Origin of the sequence: Cyclobacterium jeungdonense (assembly GCF_010994275.1) — a bacterium.
GTDB lineage: Bacteria > Bacteroidota > Bacteroidia > Cytophagales > Cyclobacteriaceae > Cyclobacterium > Cyclobacterium jeungdonense.
Genome location: NZ_WMCD01000005.1, coordinates 116326 through 131215, shown reverse-complemented (window position 1 = coordinate 131215; position 14890 = coordinate 116326). Strand labels below are relative to the sequence as shown.

General features: G+C 44.1%; 14 protein-coding genes. 11 read left to right on the top strand and 3 right to left on the bottom strand.

All coding sequences use genetic code 11. The features are described 5' to 3' along the window. The first annotated feature begins 1 nt into the window (after position 1). Positions 2 to 676, top strand: coding sequence for a 3'-5' exonuclease (locus tag GKS34_RS12085; protein WP_163385086.1), 675 nt, complete (start codon positions 2 to 4; stop codon positions 674 to 676). Positions 677 to 679: 3 nt separating this feature from the next. Here the strand turns inward: GKS34_RS12085 and GKS34_RS12080 are convergent, their stop codons facing one another. After that, on the bottom strand, positions 680 to 1957 hold the full coding sequence (locus tag GKS34_RS12080) for a DUF4403 family protein (protein ID WP_163385085.1): 1278 nt from the start codon (positions 1955 to 1957) through the stop codon (positions 680 to 682). Between the two features lie 266 nt (positions 1958 to 2223). Between GKS34_RS12080 and ytxJ the strand changes: the two genes are divergently transcribed. Together ytxJ and GKS34_RS12070 are read left to right on the top strand one after the other, a co-directional pair. Further along, the gene (gene ytxJ / locus GKS34_RS12075) at positions 2224 to 2562 is read left to right on the top strand and encodes a bacillithiol system redox-active protein YtxJ (protein WP_163385084.1); all 339 of its coding nucleotides are present in this window, start codon (positions 2224 to 2226) and stop codon (positions 2560 to 2562) included. Between the two features lie 136 nt (positions 2563 to 2698). Further along, complete coding sequence (locus GKS34_RS12070; protein ID WP_163385083.1) at positions 2699 to 5557, top strand: outer membrane beta-barrel protein; 2859 nt, start codon at positions 2699 to 2701, stop codon at positions 5555 to 5557. A 190-nt stretch (positions 5558 to 5747) separates the two neighbouring features. On the opposite strand, the gene GKS34_RS12065 is transcribed toward GKS34_RS12070, so the two are convergent. Next, positions 5748 to 6353, bottom strand: coding sequence for a hypothetical protein (locus GKS34_RS12065; protein WP_163385082.1), 606 nt, complete (start codon positions 6351 to 6353; stop codon positions 5748 to 5750). Between the two features lie 376 nt (positions 6354 to 6729). On the opposite strand from GKS34_RS12065, the gene GKS34_RS12060 reads away from it, so the two are divergent. From GKS34_RS12060 to GKS34_RS12035, 6 genes are all read left to right on the top strand, one after another. Then, a complete protein-coding gene (locus GKS34_RS12060; RefSeq protein ID WP_163385081.1) occupies positions 6730 to 7068 on the top strand; it encodes a winged helix-turn-helix domain-containing protein in 339 nt (112 codons plus the stop codon). Between the two features lie 125 nt (positions 7069 to 7193). Then, a complete protein-coding gene (locus GKS34_RS12055; RefSeq protein ID WP_163385080.1) occupies positions 7194 to 7703 on the top strand; it encodes a molybdopterin-dependent oxidoreductase in 510 nt (169 codons plus the stop codon). A 22-nt stretch (positions 7704 to 7725) separates the two neighbouring features. Continuing rightward, positions 7726 to 8499, top strand: coding sequence for a molybdate ABC transporter substrate-binding protein (gene modA, locus GKS34_RS12050; RefSeq protein WP_163385079.1), 774 nt, complete (start codon positions 7726 to 7728; stop codon positions 8497 to 8499). Beyond that, on the top strand, positions 8499 to 9173 hold the full coding sequence (gene modB / locus GKS34_RS12045; RefSeq protein ID WP_163385078.1) for a molybdate ABC transporter permease subunit: 675 nt from the start codon (positions 8499 to 8501) through the stop codon (positions 9171 to 9173). The genes modA and modB overlap by 1 nt, the downstream gene beginning before the upstream one ends. Further along, entirely contained in the window at positions 9166 to 9840 is a 675-nt protein-coding gene (locus GKS34_RS12040; RefSeq protein ID WP_163385077.1) for a sulfate/molybdate ABC transporter ATP-binding protein, read from the top strand. The genes modB and GKS34_RS12040 overlap by 8 nt, the downstream gene beginning before the upstream one ends. Before the next feature lie 142 nt (positions 9841 to 9982). Next, positions 9983 to 10678: a DUF5995 family protein gene (locus GKS34_RS12035; protein ID WP_163385076.1), complete on the top strand. Its 696-nt coding sequence runs from the start codon at positions 9983 to 9985 to the stop codon at positions 10676 to 10678. Between the two features lie 278 nt (positions 10679 to 10956). On the opposite strand, the gene GKS34_RS12030 is transcribed toward GKS34_RS12035, so the two are convergent. Next, entirely contained in the window at positions 10957 to 12189 is a 1233-nt protein-coding gene (locus GKS34_RS12030) for a DEAD/DEAH box helicase (RefSeq protein WP_163385075.1), read from the bottom strand. A 443-nt stretch (positions 12190 to 12632) separates the two neighbouring features. Here GKS34_RS12030 and GKS34_RS12025 point away from each other — a divergent pair, with 443 nt between their 5' ends. After that, the gene (locus GKS34_RS12025; RefSeq protein WP_163385074.1) at positions 12633 to 13868 is read left to right on the top strand and encodes an MFS transporter; all 1236 of its coding nucleotides are present in this window, start codon (positions 12633 to 12635) and stop codon (positions 13866 to 13868) included. A gap of 23 nt (positions 13869 to 13891) precedes the next feature. Continuing rightward, positions 13892 to 14746, top strand: a complete 855-nt coding sequence (locus tag GKS34_RS12020) for an alpha/beta fold hydrolase (RefSeq protein ID WP_163385073.1) — start codon at positions 13892 to 13894, stop codon at positions 14744 to 14746. Positions 14747 to 14890: the final 144 nt, after the last annotated feature.

Genomic DNA, 14890 nt, shown 5'->3' with positions numbered 1-14890 from the left:
TATGGACTGGAAAAAATTTTTCGGTTTTGCTTCGCTACCCAAGCCGGATTTCATCAGAGCTTACGAAAAGTCCATGGAACGAAAATTTCCAAAAGGAAAGCCGTTATCTGAAGTGGAGTTCTTGGTGTTGGACACGGAAACGACTGGCTTAACTATCAAAAAGGATCATGTGCTCTCCTATGGTTCCGTACTCGTAATTGACAATAGAATCAAAATTTCAAACTCAAGGGAATTTTACCTTAAGCCAAAAAAAAGAAATCGGGAAGCCATAAAAGTCCATGGCCTGGTACAGGAAAGGCCCTATGTAAGCAGGGAACGGCTCATCCGAACTTTTCTAGAAGATGCCAGGCAGAAGGTACTGGTTGGACATCATTTGGGTTTTGATTTGGCTATGCTGGAGCGGGTCGGTAAATCCATGGGATTACGCAAAATAAAAAATCCGGGTCTGGATACATACGATCTGGCAGTCCGGCTGGATAGAGGCAGGTATTACGATCCACACACCGTACCTGCTAAAGAATACTCTCTGGATCGTCTTTGTGAACGGTATGCGATAGCCCTGGATGACCGGCATACGGCCGCCGGAGATGCTTTATTGACGGCCCAGCTTCTAGTGAAGCTATTAAAGGTCGCCGAAGCAAAGGGAATCAAAACCTATGGAGACTTGTTGGGCTAATCCCTACTCTATAAACCGCGTTTCAATACCCGCGGTGGCCCGTACATGAATGACCAAATCAGTTCGGGTGGGATAGATGCCTTTTACCTGTACTTCCGGGTTTTGTAGTCCAAAACTGGCAATCGGACTTTGCCATGCCCCCATTTCCATCAGGGAAGCTTTTGCAGGTTCCAGGTACTCATTAACTGGAATGACGGCCCGTTTTTGGATGGTTTTTCTGATTTTCCTTCTTTTCAACCAATTGGCTGTATTGGTGAAGAAATCTGGCGTTTCCAGTTTGAATTCAATATCCGAAAATTCGATGGTTTGGTTTTGTTTATTGAACCTTGGTTTTGCGGCCAGGTGAAAGGTTCCTTGCAGGTCTTTTTTACCTTCCCGCAAGCCTAAAAATTGCATGCTTACCAATACCCTGTCACCATGGTGCCCCAAGGTAAAATTTTCGGCAAGCATTCGGGTTTTGCTGTCCAGAACAAGCACAGAGTCTTTCAGGGTTTGGTTCAGATAGGATGCTATTTCCTCATAGCTAAGGACAATAGGGAAGGTTAGGTCCAATTCGTTTTCTTCCACTTCCGCCAAGGTCAGTGGAGGTAGCGAAGGTAATTCAGTGGCCAGGGGCCTGTCCTTTTGGCTGAGCATTTCACCGGTCAGACCTATTCCGATTTGCAATTGCTGGGAGGATGTGAATCGCTGGTGGATGATTAACTCGTCCGGTTGGGGATACACGTAATTTCCAGACAGGCCGTTGGAAATGTACCTGGGTTTTCCAAAGCTGCTCCAGAAACTTTCAGCCAAATTTTTAAAATCAAGGGCTGCAAGCGCTCCGTTTCGTAATTGGTTTTCCATGATGCTCGCCACCTGCTTTTTCACAAAAGGTTCAAAATCCATTTGAAAGCCCAAAACATCCAAAGAAAGCGGTTTTCCCAAGGAAAGTATGTCGAGTTCTTCCAAATCAAAACTCCAGTCATTTTGTAAGGCTGGCAAAAATAGGATTTCGGGTCTTAGTTCCTCTCGGAACGGCAGCGCTGTGGATACTTTTTGACCAAAAATTCGTTTCTCCAGCCGGATGGATCCGTTCGCTAATACCGGCAACCCCAATTGGAGTTTGCCCTGATCCGTAGCTGAAAGCGAAAGGTTTCCTCTTTTTTCGAGAAGAAGATCTGCTACCAGTCCATCTCCTAGCTCTAATCCCTCTTCATCTACCAATTGCTCATTTAATCCCTGGTTGATCCGGGCTTCAATAAAAGGCAGTGGAACATCCAGATTTAAACGAATACTTGCCATTGCCTTAGGCTTTGCTGGGGGAGACCCGGGTTTGCCCGGCTGCAGACTCTTACAGGCAAGACCGGTGAATAGAAGGATAAAAATACAGGTATTAGAAAGGTATCGGTACATTATAGTTAGAACGCAGAAATTGTATACTCCGGATACAACTTCCAGAATTAAGTTGGTTTTGAAAGAACAAATATAGAATTATTCCAAATTTTTGGACAGCTGTTGAACTTAAAAGACGAAGATTTTGGTTATTTATTCTGAAATTAATAAAGTATATGAGCTGGAAAAAGTTAGAAAAATTATCTCAAATTGAACAAATAAAGGAAGAAAGCAAGGAAAGGCCCGTGGTGATCTTCAAGCATTCTTCCAGGTGTTCCATTAGCAGCATGGCCTGGAATCGAATGGAAAGAAGCTGGCAAGAAGCGGACAGCCAGCGTTTATCCCCCTATTTTTTGGACCTGATTGCTCACAGGGATGTTTCCAATGCCATTGAAAAAGAGTTTGCAGTAGCCCATGCCTCTCCACAGGTGATTGTGATCAGAGATGGAAAAGCGATTTACGACAATAGCCATATGGGAATCAACTATCGGGACATTGCTTCGGTAGCGGTATAATCCAGGCGTCAATAGACTATCCCCGAATTTTACCGTTAAATTCTCTTTTTTATCCCCTGGTACTTTTTTTCTCTGGTCATTAAACCCAGCGGAAGAATGCCTGTCTAATCCTCGTAAATGATAACCAAAAAATACGATGAGGATTAGTACTCTTTTTGCCTGTTTCCTGGGCATGTTAATGGCGGGCACCCAGTTGGAAGCCCGGCAGGATCAACCAACTCCACCCATGATCCAGGGAAAAATAGTGGAGCAGGGCAGTGAAGACCCCATGATTGGCGCTAACGTAGTACTCAAAACTCAAGGGGATACCCTGATCAGTAGTACTACCACTGGTCCGGACGGAACTTTTAAAATTGCCTATCCCCGCCTTCCCGTATTCAAATTGGAAGTTTCCTATGTGGGTTTTGTAAAAATCACCCGTGAATTTTCCAGAGGGATGCCTTTGGATCTTGGCATTATTTCCATTCGGGAGGACAGTCAATTACTAGGTGAAGTGGTGATAGAAGGGGAAAATTCGGTAGGAGAAATGAAGGGAGACACGGCAGTTTTTAACGCCAGTGCCTTTAAAACAAAGGAAAATGCCATGGCCGAAGACCTTATTGGCAAGCTTCCAGGCATTACCATAGAAAACGGTCAGGTCCAGGCTCAAGGTGAACAAGTGCAAAAGATATTGGTTGATGGACGAGAGTTTTTTGGAAATGACCCTTCGATAGCTTTAAGGAATCTTCCCGCTGATGCGATTTCCAGCGTCGAAGTATTGGATCAACGCTCCGACCAATCACGGCTTACAGGACTGGATGACGGTAATTACGCCAAAACGATCAACATCATCACGAAGGGAAACATGCGCAACAGCTACTTCGGAAGGGTTTATGGTGGTTATGGTACCGACAATACCTATTCGGTAGGTGGAAATATCAATTTTTTTAATGGAGACCGAAGAATTTCCATTATCGGTATGTCCAATAATGTGAACCAGCAAAACTTTGCATCAGACGACCTGCTGGGAGTAAGTGGAGGTCTCGGTGGCGGTGGCCGAAGAGGGCGACGAGGTGGACCGGGCGGAAATAGCTTCGGTGTAGGATCAAACAATGGAATCGTTACTACCAACTCGCTGGGATTAAATTACAGCGATAAATGGGGCGAGAAAATCAATTTTACCGGAAGTTATTTTTTTAACGCCACCGATAATACGGTTTTCGAAAATACCAACAGAGAAACCGTTATCACGGAAGACCAGCGTCAGATTTATCAGGAAGACCAAATCAGCACCATTAATAATAACAATCACCGCATGAATGCCCGGATGGAATACGATATCAATGAAAAGAATGCATTGATTATCAGCCCTAGCATTAATTTCCAGGATAATTACAGGTATAGCAACCTGGAGGGCCTGAATCTGGATCAATCCCTGGATTCCCTTAGCGACACCCGAAACTTAACCGAGAATGAAACTCAGGGCTATTCCATTTCCAATAACCTTACCTACCGGTATAAGTTCGATAAGGTGGGCCGGACGGTATCCGTCGATTTATTTACCTCCTGGAACCAACGGGATGAGTTAACGGATCTGATCTCTTCCAACAAAGATTACGTCAGAAATGCTTTCGATACCTTGGTCCAGGAAACAACGGCTTTGTCTGATGGGTTTAATTACCGGACCAACCTGACCTATACCGAGCCGATTAGCGAAAGATCGGTAGCGACATTCTCCTATCAGGTTGGGAACAATAAAAGTGCTGCGGATCAGAAGACCTTTCAATTGGCCAACGAACAGGGAATCATGGTATTGGATACGGCGTTAAGCAACGAATTTGATAATAAATTTTTGACCCAGCGGGCCGGATTAGGATATCGGTACAACAACAAGGGATTGAATATCAATATGGACCTGGACTACCAATATGCGGTATTGGATAATGAAAGTGTGTTTCCCACAGAGGGAACCTTCTATCGGGATTTTAAAAATATCATGCCTACCCTGACCATGAATTACCGAACCGAAACGGGTACCAGTTACCGGTTCCGGTACCGGACTCGTACGGATGAGCCTAGCGTAAACCAACTGCAAAATGTGATTAATAACAGTAACCCCTTGAATCTTTCCGTAGGTAATCCTTCACTGGGGCAAAGTTACAACCACTCCATGTTTGTCAACATGTCTAAATTCAATATGGAGACAAACAAATCCTTTTTCGTGTTTTTGTTTACCAATTTGAATAATAATTACATTGGGACGAGTACGTTTGTGGCTCCTCAGGACACCCTGATAAATAATGAAGTACTGCTCAGGAGAGGCGGGCAAATCACCAGTCCGGTAAATTTAAATGGACAAATGAATGCGCGGCTATTTTTTAGTTATGGAACCAGCATTCCAAAATGGAAAACGAAGGTGAATTTGAACCCGGGCATCAGCTATGGCCGTACCCCGGGAATGATCAACGGACAAACGAACACGAACGAAAATATCGACATACGGCAGGGCATCACATTTGCCAGCAATATCAGCAAAGATGTGGATTTTAATCTCTCCACCAATGCCACTTACACCATCGTGAACAGCAGCCTTCAAAGCAATCTTGACCAAAATTATTTCATTCAAAGCAGTAACCTACGGTTTTATTATTCTCCCAATGACGGAAAAACTTTTATTGCTAATAATGTCAACAACATGCTCTACAGGGGTCTTTCTGAGGGTTTGGACCAATCGGTCTGGTTATGGAATATCGAAGCAGGTTACCGCTTCCTGAAAAACAACAAAGGGGAATTGAAGGTGTATGTCTTTGACCTGCTCAAGCAGAACAACAGCATTTCCAGGACTGTTTCGGATGTGGCTGTGACAGATGTGTACTCCAATGTACTGACCCGCTATGCCATGGTTTCCTTTACCTATATCATCGGTAATTTCAAAAAGTCTGATCTGCCTGATGAAGGCGACAGACCGGGAGGATACCGTGGTGGCCCTGGGAGGGGTGGAGCGAGGAGCTGGTAAAAAATTCTTTTAGGAGGGCCGTTCATTGAATTAGGAGAGTATGGTTTTTACTAAAGAAAGTTTTTGTACAGATGTGTGAGAAGGGGAGACTGGAGAGAACGAAGAGAGGGAGAGACTTTTGAGAATGGATCGTCCATCTTCCTCCATCTCATTCAATCGTAAGCATGCAAACGAGTTTGATTGATGGCGATTAAAAACTCAGTCCCAAACTCAAGCCTGCAAAAACCGGCTGAAAAGCCCAATATTTGCGGGGCTTAATGGGCATGGCAAGAAATGGGGTGTACCCCACTCTAAAAAAGAATCCACCTTCAGGCTTTTGATACCTATAGCCTATTCTTAAAGGTATGGCCGCATCAAAAACCACTTTATCAATTGTTTGAAACGTCTCAGAATTAAAGCCTATACTTCTGGTTAGGTAAGAAGTAACTCCCATACCTAATTCCAGATGATGGTTTGACTTACCATAAAATGCTGATATCTCTAAGGGTACTACCGGGAGCCATGTAGTTTTAGCATTTAATCTGTGATGAAACATTGAAAAACCTGCACTCGCATTTAGCTTTAGTTTCCCTTTTTGATAGAATATTCGCCCATAATTGAATGCATACCGGCCCGCATTTCCACCAACCTCAAGATAGACTGCCTGCTTTGCAGTAAATCTAACAGTTTCTGTTTGAGCCGTTCCTCTAAAGGAAATAGCAAAGGAAAAAACCAAAACAAAAATTAACTTGAGTCGGAAAAAGCGATTGACCTTCAAAAAAATGTGGAGAATCGAAGAGAGTGGGAATGGATTCATGATAAAAAAAGTTGTTTAAATGCACAAAGAATTGAATACATTGTAAATTAATAATAATCACGAACTAAACAATCCTTTCTGTAAAAAAGTCTCTTAAAACAAAAAAAGCCGTGGAGGGCTTATGCTACAATTGCCCGATATTCGGATTTAAGTATTCACCATTTTCCTTATAAATGGTTAGAAACGGATCACCCATAAATAATTCCACAAAAATGTCAGAATTAATTCTGGGTAGAGTTAAATGATTCATTCAAAAATAGCAAAAAGGATCGTATTTTTAATTCTGGATATAGAATGCGTTCCGGATCGCTGTCAGTTTATTATGGCCCGGTATACGTTTTCTTTCATCTTAAAACCCTGCTTCAAAATTTAGCTCATGGAAAAAAAACTAAGAATCAGGTGTTGGATTACCCTGGATCAGGAGAAATTTTTCGGTCCGGGAAGGCTGCAACTCCTTACCCTGATCCAGTCCGAAGGATCTCTTTCCAAAGCCGCCCAGCAAATGGGCATGTCCTACAAAAAAGCCTGGGAGATGATCAATGACCTCAACAGCCGGGGAAGCCAGCCTTACGTCCTCCTGAAAAAAGGGGGAGAAAAAGGCGGGGGGGCAGAAATCACGGAACATGCCAGAAACCTCATTGTGAAGTTTGAAAAGTTGTCCGAAAAGTTAGAAAAGATAACGGAAGAGGAAGTTGAAATCCTGGATAGTATTTAATTCCTCTCCTATTTCCCATGGCATTCCGAATAGTGGACCACTGCCCAAAAGGTGGTGGTTTTTGCTTTTAACCAAAATCGATATATATTTATAAACATATCGATATTCATTCTGTTGTTTCTTTCATGAAATCTACAATTACGGTCAGCCTTCTGACCCTGATGATGATGCTAAGCTTGCCAAAATTGATGTTAGCGCAAGATCAGGGCCCGACACACCTTCGAATAAGCGGCCAGCCAGGACCACCGATGGACTTGGCTATGGAAGATTTGGTAGCAAAGGGTCTTCGGGAAGTGGTGGTCAAAAACCAAAATGGCGATCAAGTCATCTACCAGGGGGTTGATCTTTGGGAACTGTTGAACAGAACAGGTATGCCAATGGAAGGAGCTCTGAGAGGAGAAAACCTGTCTAAATACATTCTAATTCATGCCCGGGATGGGTACAAGGTTGTATTTGCCTTGCCAGAGATTGACCCGTCCTTTACCGATCAGTCTGTTCTCCTTGCATTTTTGATAAATGGGGACCCACTCAGACCAGGGGTTGGCCCTCTGCGATTGGTGGTTGCCCATGAAAAAAAGCAGGCCAGGTGGGTACGAGAAGTTATTGAAATAGAAATAAAAGATGCGAGAGAATAATTTTTGTAATCAAAGACTATCTATGAAAAGGAAAGGTAAAGTGATTTTTTTGTTTTTGAGTTTTGTGATTTTCTTTCAATCAGCAAATGCGCACCGGGAGCCTCCGGTTTTGGTAGCTGCAGCTTCGGACCTAAAATTTGCTCTGGACTCGATTATTTTGGTTTTTAACCATGAAAAGGAAATCACCGTTAAGCCCATTTATGGATCCTCCGGGAAATTATATGAACAGCTTTCCAACCGGGCACCTTTTCATATTTTCATGTCGGCGGATGTGCGCTATCCGGAATTACTGGCCGAAAAGGGCATGACGGCATCTGAAATTTATTTATACGGAGTAGGCAGGCTGGTGGTATGGAGCAAAAAGTATGATGTAAAGGATCTTGGGATGGAGGCTTTTCAGCAGTCCTGGGTAAGGAAGATAGCAATCGCCAATCCCGATCATGCTCCTTACGGAAAACGGGCGGTGGAGTCCCTGGCCTTTTATGGGTTGTATGAAAGGCTGGCTCCCTTGTTTGTAAAAGGAGAAAACATTTCTCAGGCTGCCCAATTTGTCTCTACCGGAGCGGCAGATCTGGGAATTATTGCGTTATCTTTGGCCCTCTCGCCCGCCATGAAGAAGCTTCAGAAATCATATTTTTTAATTCCGGAATCAAGTCATTCTCCCTTAGTACAGGGTGCGGTAGTTACCAGTCACGGGGAAAGTAGTCCGGAATCGTATGCCTTTATGGAGTTTTTAAAAGGTGAAAAGGCGATTGGTATTTTTCGCTATTTTGGATTTTCCCAACCTTCAATCTGATGGATTTTAGCCCCTTCTTTCTCACCCTGAGGCTGGCACTGTTTACCACCCTAATCCTTTTCCTGATTGGCATTCCTTTGGCCTATTGGCTGGCTTTTAGCAGGCTTCGGATTAAGTATGTGGTAGAGGCGATTGTCAGTTTACCCTTGGTTTTGCCTCCTACGGTTTTGGGGTTCTACCTGCTCTTGTTTTTTAGTCCGGAAAATCCGGTGGGCGACTTCCTGGATCGCTATTTTGATCTACGGCTGGTATTTACTTTTCCGGGATTGGTGCTGGCCTCTGTTATTTACAGTTTGCCTTTTATGGTTCAGCCCTTGCGTTCCGGGTTTACCGGAATTCCAAAGGCCTGGATTGATACTACCCAAACCTTGGGTAAAGGAAGGTGGGTCACCTTAAGCAGGGTCATGCTTCCCAATATGAAGAGTGCACTGCTTACAGCCGGTGTTTTGTCTTTTGCACATACCGTGGGGGAGTTTGGGGTGGTATTGATGGTGGGAGGAAACATTCCCGACGAAACGCGAGTGATTGCAGTCGCCATTTATAACGAAGTGGAAGCCATGAATTATGCGCAGGCCAATACCTACAGTTTGATTCTTATTGGATTTTCCTTTCTGGTTTTGCTGATTACCTATTGGCTGAATCGTGATAAAAGCAGAGTTCTGAGCTATGATTGACTTGGTGCTGGAAAAATCATTATTCGGGCCGGAAGGCAAAATGAAATTGCAGGTTTCCTGTCAAATTGAGAATGGGGAATTGATTGGGATCTATGGACCTTCCGGAGCGGGAAAATCCAGTATCCTGCGCCTGATTTCCGGTCTGATGAAGCCTGAACGGGGTTTGTTGAAAGTAGACGGGGAAGTTTGGTATTCACAAACCGAAGCTGTCAACCTGAAACCCACAAAGCGAAATATTGGGATGGTATTTCAGGAGCATTCGCTTTTTCCCAATATGAGCATTTCCGAAAATCTGGAATTTGCTTTGAGCAAAGGCCAAAACCCAGTAATTGTGCAGGAATTACTGGAAAGGGTTGGATTGAAAAAGCTGGCTTCCAAAAAGCCATCCGTATTGTCGGGCGGGCAGAAGCAACGGGTGGCTTTGGCCCGGGCCATGATACGGAAACCCAAAATACTTTTATTGGATGAGCCTTTTTCTGCACTGGATATGAAAATGCGGGCCAAACTACAGGAATACCTGGTTCAGTTTCATAATGAATACGGGCTTACTACGCTTCTGGTGAGCCATGATGCATCGGAAATTAGCCGCATGGCACAGCGGGTACTGGTAATGGAGAATGGAAAATTCAGTTTTGACGGAGAGCCCCGGCATTTTTTTCAATCATAAAGGGTTCTGTATGATTTGATTTTTTGCCAGGATCAGTATATTGAAATTTGAAAACAGTCAAGGTATATACCTAGTGTAACCAGCGGCTTAAAGCTACTGTTTGGTGATCGTAGTTGCTGGTTCAATCCTAAAAAATTAACCCATGATGCAGGATATCCCATCCCTATTACTGACCATGAAAGAAAGAGTTGACGGGTGGAAAAGCACCGGTGACCGGCGGCATGTATTTTTGGGCTGTTATTCCATGATGAGCCAAGCCATGCACGAGGCCGTCAATAAGGGCCAATTTTTCCATGCACCCTGGGTGTCTCAATTACTCATCCGATTTTCCGAGTATTATTTTGATGCGCTGAAGCATTACGATCAGAATCCGGAATTATCTCCCATGGTTTGGCGCCAGGTTCATGACGCCAGTAAGGACCCGGAGATCAATGTTATCCAAAATTTGCTACTCGGAGTAAATGCCCACATTAATTACGATCTGCCGTTGGCTTTGTATGATTGTTTGGCGGAAAACTGGTTCCAGTTGCCAGAAACCCATAAACAAACGCTAAAGAAGGACCACGAATTGGTAAACGAAATAATTGCTCAAACCATTGACTCGGTGCAGGATAGTATCGTAAATCCCTCCTCCTGGAGCATGGCCGCCCTGGACATCATTATGTGCAGGGCAGATGAATGGTTGCTTTCAAAGCTTATCAGTTCCTGGAGAAATGAAGTTTGGCAAGTCAACCTTCAACTATTGTCCAGTCCGGGTCAGGAGCACCGGGATCGCATTCGCAAAGAACAGGAAATCCTGGTAACACATAGAGGCAAGCAGTTTATCAGTTACCTTTAATCCTCAATTCGATTTTTATACTTACCAATGATGGCGTTTATTTTGTCAAGCGGTTTCCTTCTTTACCTAAGCCAAATTGGAACTAATTTCCCCTTCCTAATGGGGCGAAGAGTCTGTTCCGACCAGAATCAGGAGAATTTTTTCGAATATTTTAAACTTGTATCCGTTTGTATTTCGGTTGTTTACGTTACAAAATTCCCCTTATCCCCTGTCAGTGGGGATTTGATTTTGTTCGGACGGTGATATTATTATATGATCGAACGCAAGTGAATTTGTTCTCACCGTGAATTTTTCCGGTTGGAAAAAAAGGCCTGCTTTTTCCTTTGTTTTTCTTTGTTGTGCTCTTTCTTTTCCTGCGCCGACATGGGTTTGTCGGTCTGGGGAAAAGGGTTGTTATCCGCCACCTCAATTTTTTGATGGATCAGGTTTTCTATGGCCCTCAGGTCCGTATTTTCTTCCGGCTCGCATAGGGAGATGGCCGTACCGGTCTCTCCTGCTCTTCCTGACCGGCCTATCCGGTGTACGTAGGTTTCCGGATCTTCTGGAATATCGTAATTCAACACGTATTGCAACTTATCGATGTCGATCCCTCTGGCTGCAATATCCGTTGCTACCAGGACCCGGATGCTGCCGTCCTTAAACTGACTCAATACTTTTTGCCGGTGATTTTGTGCTTTGTTGCCGTGGATAGCTGCTGCCTGAATGCCTGCGGCTTTCAGATTTTTGGTAATTTTATCCGCTCCATGTTTGGTTCGGGAAAACAACAGCACCTGATCCATATTTTTGTCTTTTAAAATATGGAATAATAAATCCTTCTTGGTAGACTTATTGGTGAAATATACTTTTTGTTGCAGGGTTTCGGCTGCAGAGGAAACCGGACTTACTTCTATTCTAACAGGGTTGGTTAAGATTTTATCCGAAAGTTCTACAATATTGGCAGGCATGGTGGCGGAGAAAAAGAGCGATTGCCTTTTTGCCGGCAGCAATTTTAAGAGTTTTTTGATGTCATTGATAAAGCCCATGTCCAGCATTCGGTCGGCTTCATCCAGTACGAATAACTTTATCTGATCCAGTTTGATGTATCCTTGGTTGATCAGATCCAGAAGTCTTCCGGGAGTGGCTACCAATATGTCCACGCCTCGGTTCAGGGCGCTTACCTGAGAGCCTTGTTTTACCCCACCAAAAATGACGGCATGCTTGAGTCGGGTGTACTTTCCGTAAAATTCCAGGTTTTCATGGATTTGAATGGCTAGTTCCCGGGTAGGTGTGACGATCAGTGATTTGATAGCGACACGTCCCCTTTCCTGTGAATGGTCGGTGTGCAGTAATTGGATGATAGGTAAGGCAAATGCGGCCGTTTTGCCAGTACCTGTCTGGGCACTTCCCAGAATATCTCTTTTGGCTAAAATCTGCGGTATGGCTTTCTGCTGAATGGCCGTCGGCTCAACGTAATTTTTATCCTGAAGTGCCTTCAGTAATGGATCGATTAAATTTAGTTCTTTAAATGTCATGTAATAGCATGGTTCAAATGGCCATGTCGGCCAAAAATAATAAGATGATTTGTTGTAAAAAGAAAAGTCGGGTCTTAGGCGAATTTTGATCAGGTATCCATTTGAGAATTTTGCAGTCGGAAAGATTCCTATCTGCTCATAAAGGACGATTTTGGAGGATGGTTTAAGATGCGGAAAAGGGCGTAATTCTCGTTTTTACCGGCTGTTATCTTACCCGTTTCTTTTATAATCTTGTAAAGGTAGCTAGATTTATTGAAAGGAAAACGCTACAGAAGCCAAAATATCAGGAAATAAGCCATTTTGTAGACAAAATTGAGAATAGGCCGGAGCCTATTCAAATAGGTACCCGATAGGGTTACGTATTTATACAGGCTTAAGTTTATTGTCCAGGCTTAGAACTTTCGGTCTGCCTATCCGGTTTTCACTGAAGATATTTTAAGGGAATGAATAAGGAAAAACTTTTACTCTGGACACTGGCAGCGGTTAATTTTACCCATATAGTGGATTTCATGATCATGATGCCTTTGGGTCCGCAATTGATGCGTGTCTTTGACATCTCTCCCCAGCAATTTGGCCTGTTGGTGTCTTCCTATACCTTTAGCGCTGGAATTAGCAGTTTTATTGGGGCCTTTATCTTGGATAAATACGACCGACGGAGCATTTTCTTATGGGTTTTTGTCGGTTTCTTAGTCGGAACCCTGGCCTGTGCCCTTTCACCTAATTATTTGCTGTTGTTGGTTTCCCGAATTGTTTCCGGATTATTTGGAGGGCTTACTTCTGCATTAATATTTGCAGTGATTGGAGATGCCATTCCTGATGGCCGAAGGGGCAGGGCCATGGGCCTGGTCATGGCAGCATTTTCTGTCGCTTCGGTTATTGGGGTTCCTTTTGGCTTATTTATTGCCAGCCTTTCCAACTGGCATGCGCCTTTCTTCTTTTTGGCATTTCTAGCCTTGCTTATCCTCGGGCTGATATACCGATTTGTGCCTTCCATTACCGCACATATTCAGCAAGTCGATTCCAGGCCCAGTCCGATGCAGGTCATCCGCAGGGTTACCAGCAATGGCAATCAGATGCGCGCCATATCGCTCACCGTACTGATGATGTTGGGGCAGTTCATGATCATTCCGTTTTTAAGCCCATTTATGGTATCCAATGTGGGATTTTCCGAAATACAATTGACCTATATTTACATGGCAGGGGGATTTTTCACCGTATTTACTTCCCCCTGGGTGGGAAGATTGACCGATGCCTATGGAAAGGTTAAGGTATTTACCGTATTTATGAGCTTGAATGTGATTCCCATTGCCATTCTAACCCAAATGGGTGTGACCCCGATCCTGTTTGCTCTGCTTGTTTCCACGTTTTTCTTTATTACCTCAAACGGTCGAATGGTCCCTGCTGCCGCTTTGATCACCGGTACTGCCAAGTCCGAGAACAGGGGAAGTTTCCTGAGTTTTAATTCTTCTGTCCAGCAATTGAGTGCTGGAATAGCCTCCTTTTTGGCAGGCATGGTATTGGTAGAAGGGGTAGATGGTAAATTGATGCATTTTGAATGGGTGGGATATGCTGCGATTCTTCTCAGTTTGTCCTGTATTCCCTTGATTCGAAAAATTAAAGTGGTAGACACGGAAGCGGTGCTGGAAAAAGTACCCGTAAAGGCAGGAGTAGAAAAATAGAGGATGATAAATTTTTAGATTTGGTGAGTAAGGAAACATTTGTATATCGGTTTTTGGGGATGTATCTTAATGCCCTTACTCGATTTTGGCCACGAAAGGGTGGAAAAACCGTTTTTAAACTATTTTGTACCCCAAAACCCCGGGAAATTAATCGGGAAGAGCTGGAATTCCTTCAGACCGCAAGTCAGAGTGATGTAGATTTTCACGGGCAATCCATCCGTACGTACACCTGGGGAACGGGTCCCAAAAAAGTACTTTTGGTTCATGGATGGCAAAGCCTTTCCGCAAGATGGAAACCCCTGGTCGAAATGCTGATTGGCTCCGAATTTACCTTATTTGCTTTTGACGCACCTGGGCATGGCTTGAGTGGAGGAAAGCAATTTACCATACCTGAAAATGCGGAACTAATCCATCGGATGATGAATGGACAGGGTAATTTCGAAGCCGTGGTGGGCCATTCCCTGGGCAGTCTTTCGTTGCTATACGCCTCTTCCAGACATCCGCTGCCGGAAATAAAAAAATGGGTATTGATGGCTCCCCCGATTAGTCTCAATGATTTGGTCTCATTATTTCGGAAGACACTGTGCCTGAATCCAGGGACGATGCATCGGATGACTGAGGAAATGAAGGGTTCCACGCCTGGCGGCCTGGAAACGTTTGAGTTAGCGCAACTGGCCAGGAACCTGTCCAGTCCCGGTCTGATTATTCACGACAAGGAAGATGATCGTGTCCACTATTCCAACGCAAAACAACTGGCAGCTGTATGGCCGCAAGCCCGACTCCTGATTACCCGGGGCATGGGGCACCGGTTACGCTCCACCAAGGTGGTCCTACAGGTATCAACCTTCATTATGGAGCCAACAAAAAAGCGAAACTAAATATCATGCCCTTCAAACCAGGGGAGCCAGAACTGGATGCTTGACATTACAGGGAGCAAAAGCTGGAAACACAGGATAAAACTCCTGCAGCACTTTGAAAATTTACAACCGACGTGCTATTCCCTGCAGATAAAGGCAGGAAAA

Excerpts from the sequence above, each read along its gene's own strand:
- modA (WP_163385079.1), top strand. The coding sequence starts at position 7,726 with ATGAAAAGGAAAGGTAAAGTGATTTTTTTGTTTTTGAGTTTTGTGATT.
- GKS34_RS12040 (WP_163385077.1), top strand. The coding sequence starts at position 9,166 with ATGATTGACTTGGTGCTGGAAAAATCATTATTCGGGCCGGAAGGCAAA.
- GKS34_RS12070 (WP_163385083.1), top strand. The coding sequence starts at position 2,699 with ATGAGGATTAGTACTCTTTTTGCCTGTTTCCTGGGCATGTTAATGGCG.
- GKS34_RS12060 (WP_163385081.1), top strand. The coding sequence starts at position 6,730 with ATGGAAAAAAAACTAAGAATCAGGTGTTGGATTACCCTGGATCAGGAG.
- GKS34_RS12035 (WP_163385076.1), top strand. The coding sequence starts at position 9,983 with ATGATGCAGGATATCCCATCCCTATTACTGACCATGAAAGAAAGAGTT.
- ytxJ (WP_163385084.1), top strand. The coding sequence starts at position 2,224 with ATGAGCTGGAAAAAGTTAGAAAAATTATCTCAAATTGAACAAATAAAG.
- modB (WP_163385078.1), top strand. The coding sequence starts at position 8,499 with ATGGATTTTAGCCCCTTCTTTCTCACCCTGAGGCTGGCACTGTTTACC.
- GKS34_RS12055 (WP_163385080.1), top strand. The coding sequence starts at position 7,194 with ATGAAATCTACAATTACGGTCAGCCTTCTGACCCTGATGATGATGCTA.
- GKS34_RS12065 (WP_163385082.1), bottom strand. The coding sequence starts at position 6,353 with ATGAATCCATTCCCACTCTCTTCGATTCTCCACATTTTTTTGAAGGTC.
- GKS34_RS12085 (WP_163385086.1), top strand. The coding sequence starts at position 2 with ATGGACTGGAAAAAATTTTTCGGTTTTGCTTCGCTACCCAAGCCGGAT.
- GKS34_RS12030 (WP_163385075.1), bottom strand. The coding sequence starts at position 12,189 with ATGACATTTAAAGAACTAAATTTAATCGATCCATTACTGAAGGCACTT.
- GKS34_RS12080 (WP_163385085.1), bottom strand. The coding sequence starts at position 1,957 with ATGGCAAGTATTCGTTTAAATCTGGATGTTCCACTGCCTTTTATTGAA.
- GKS34_RS12025 (WP_163385074.1), top strand. The coding sequence starts at position 12,633 with ATGAATAAGGAAAAACTTTTACTCTGGACACTGGCAGCGGTTAATTTT.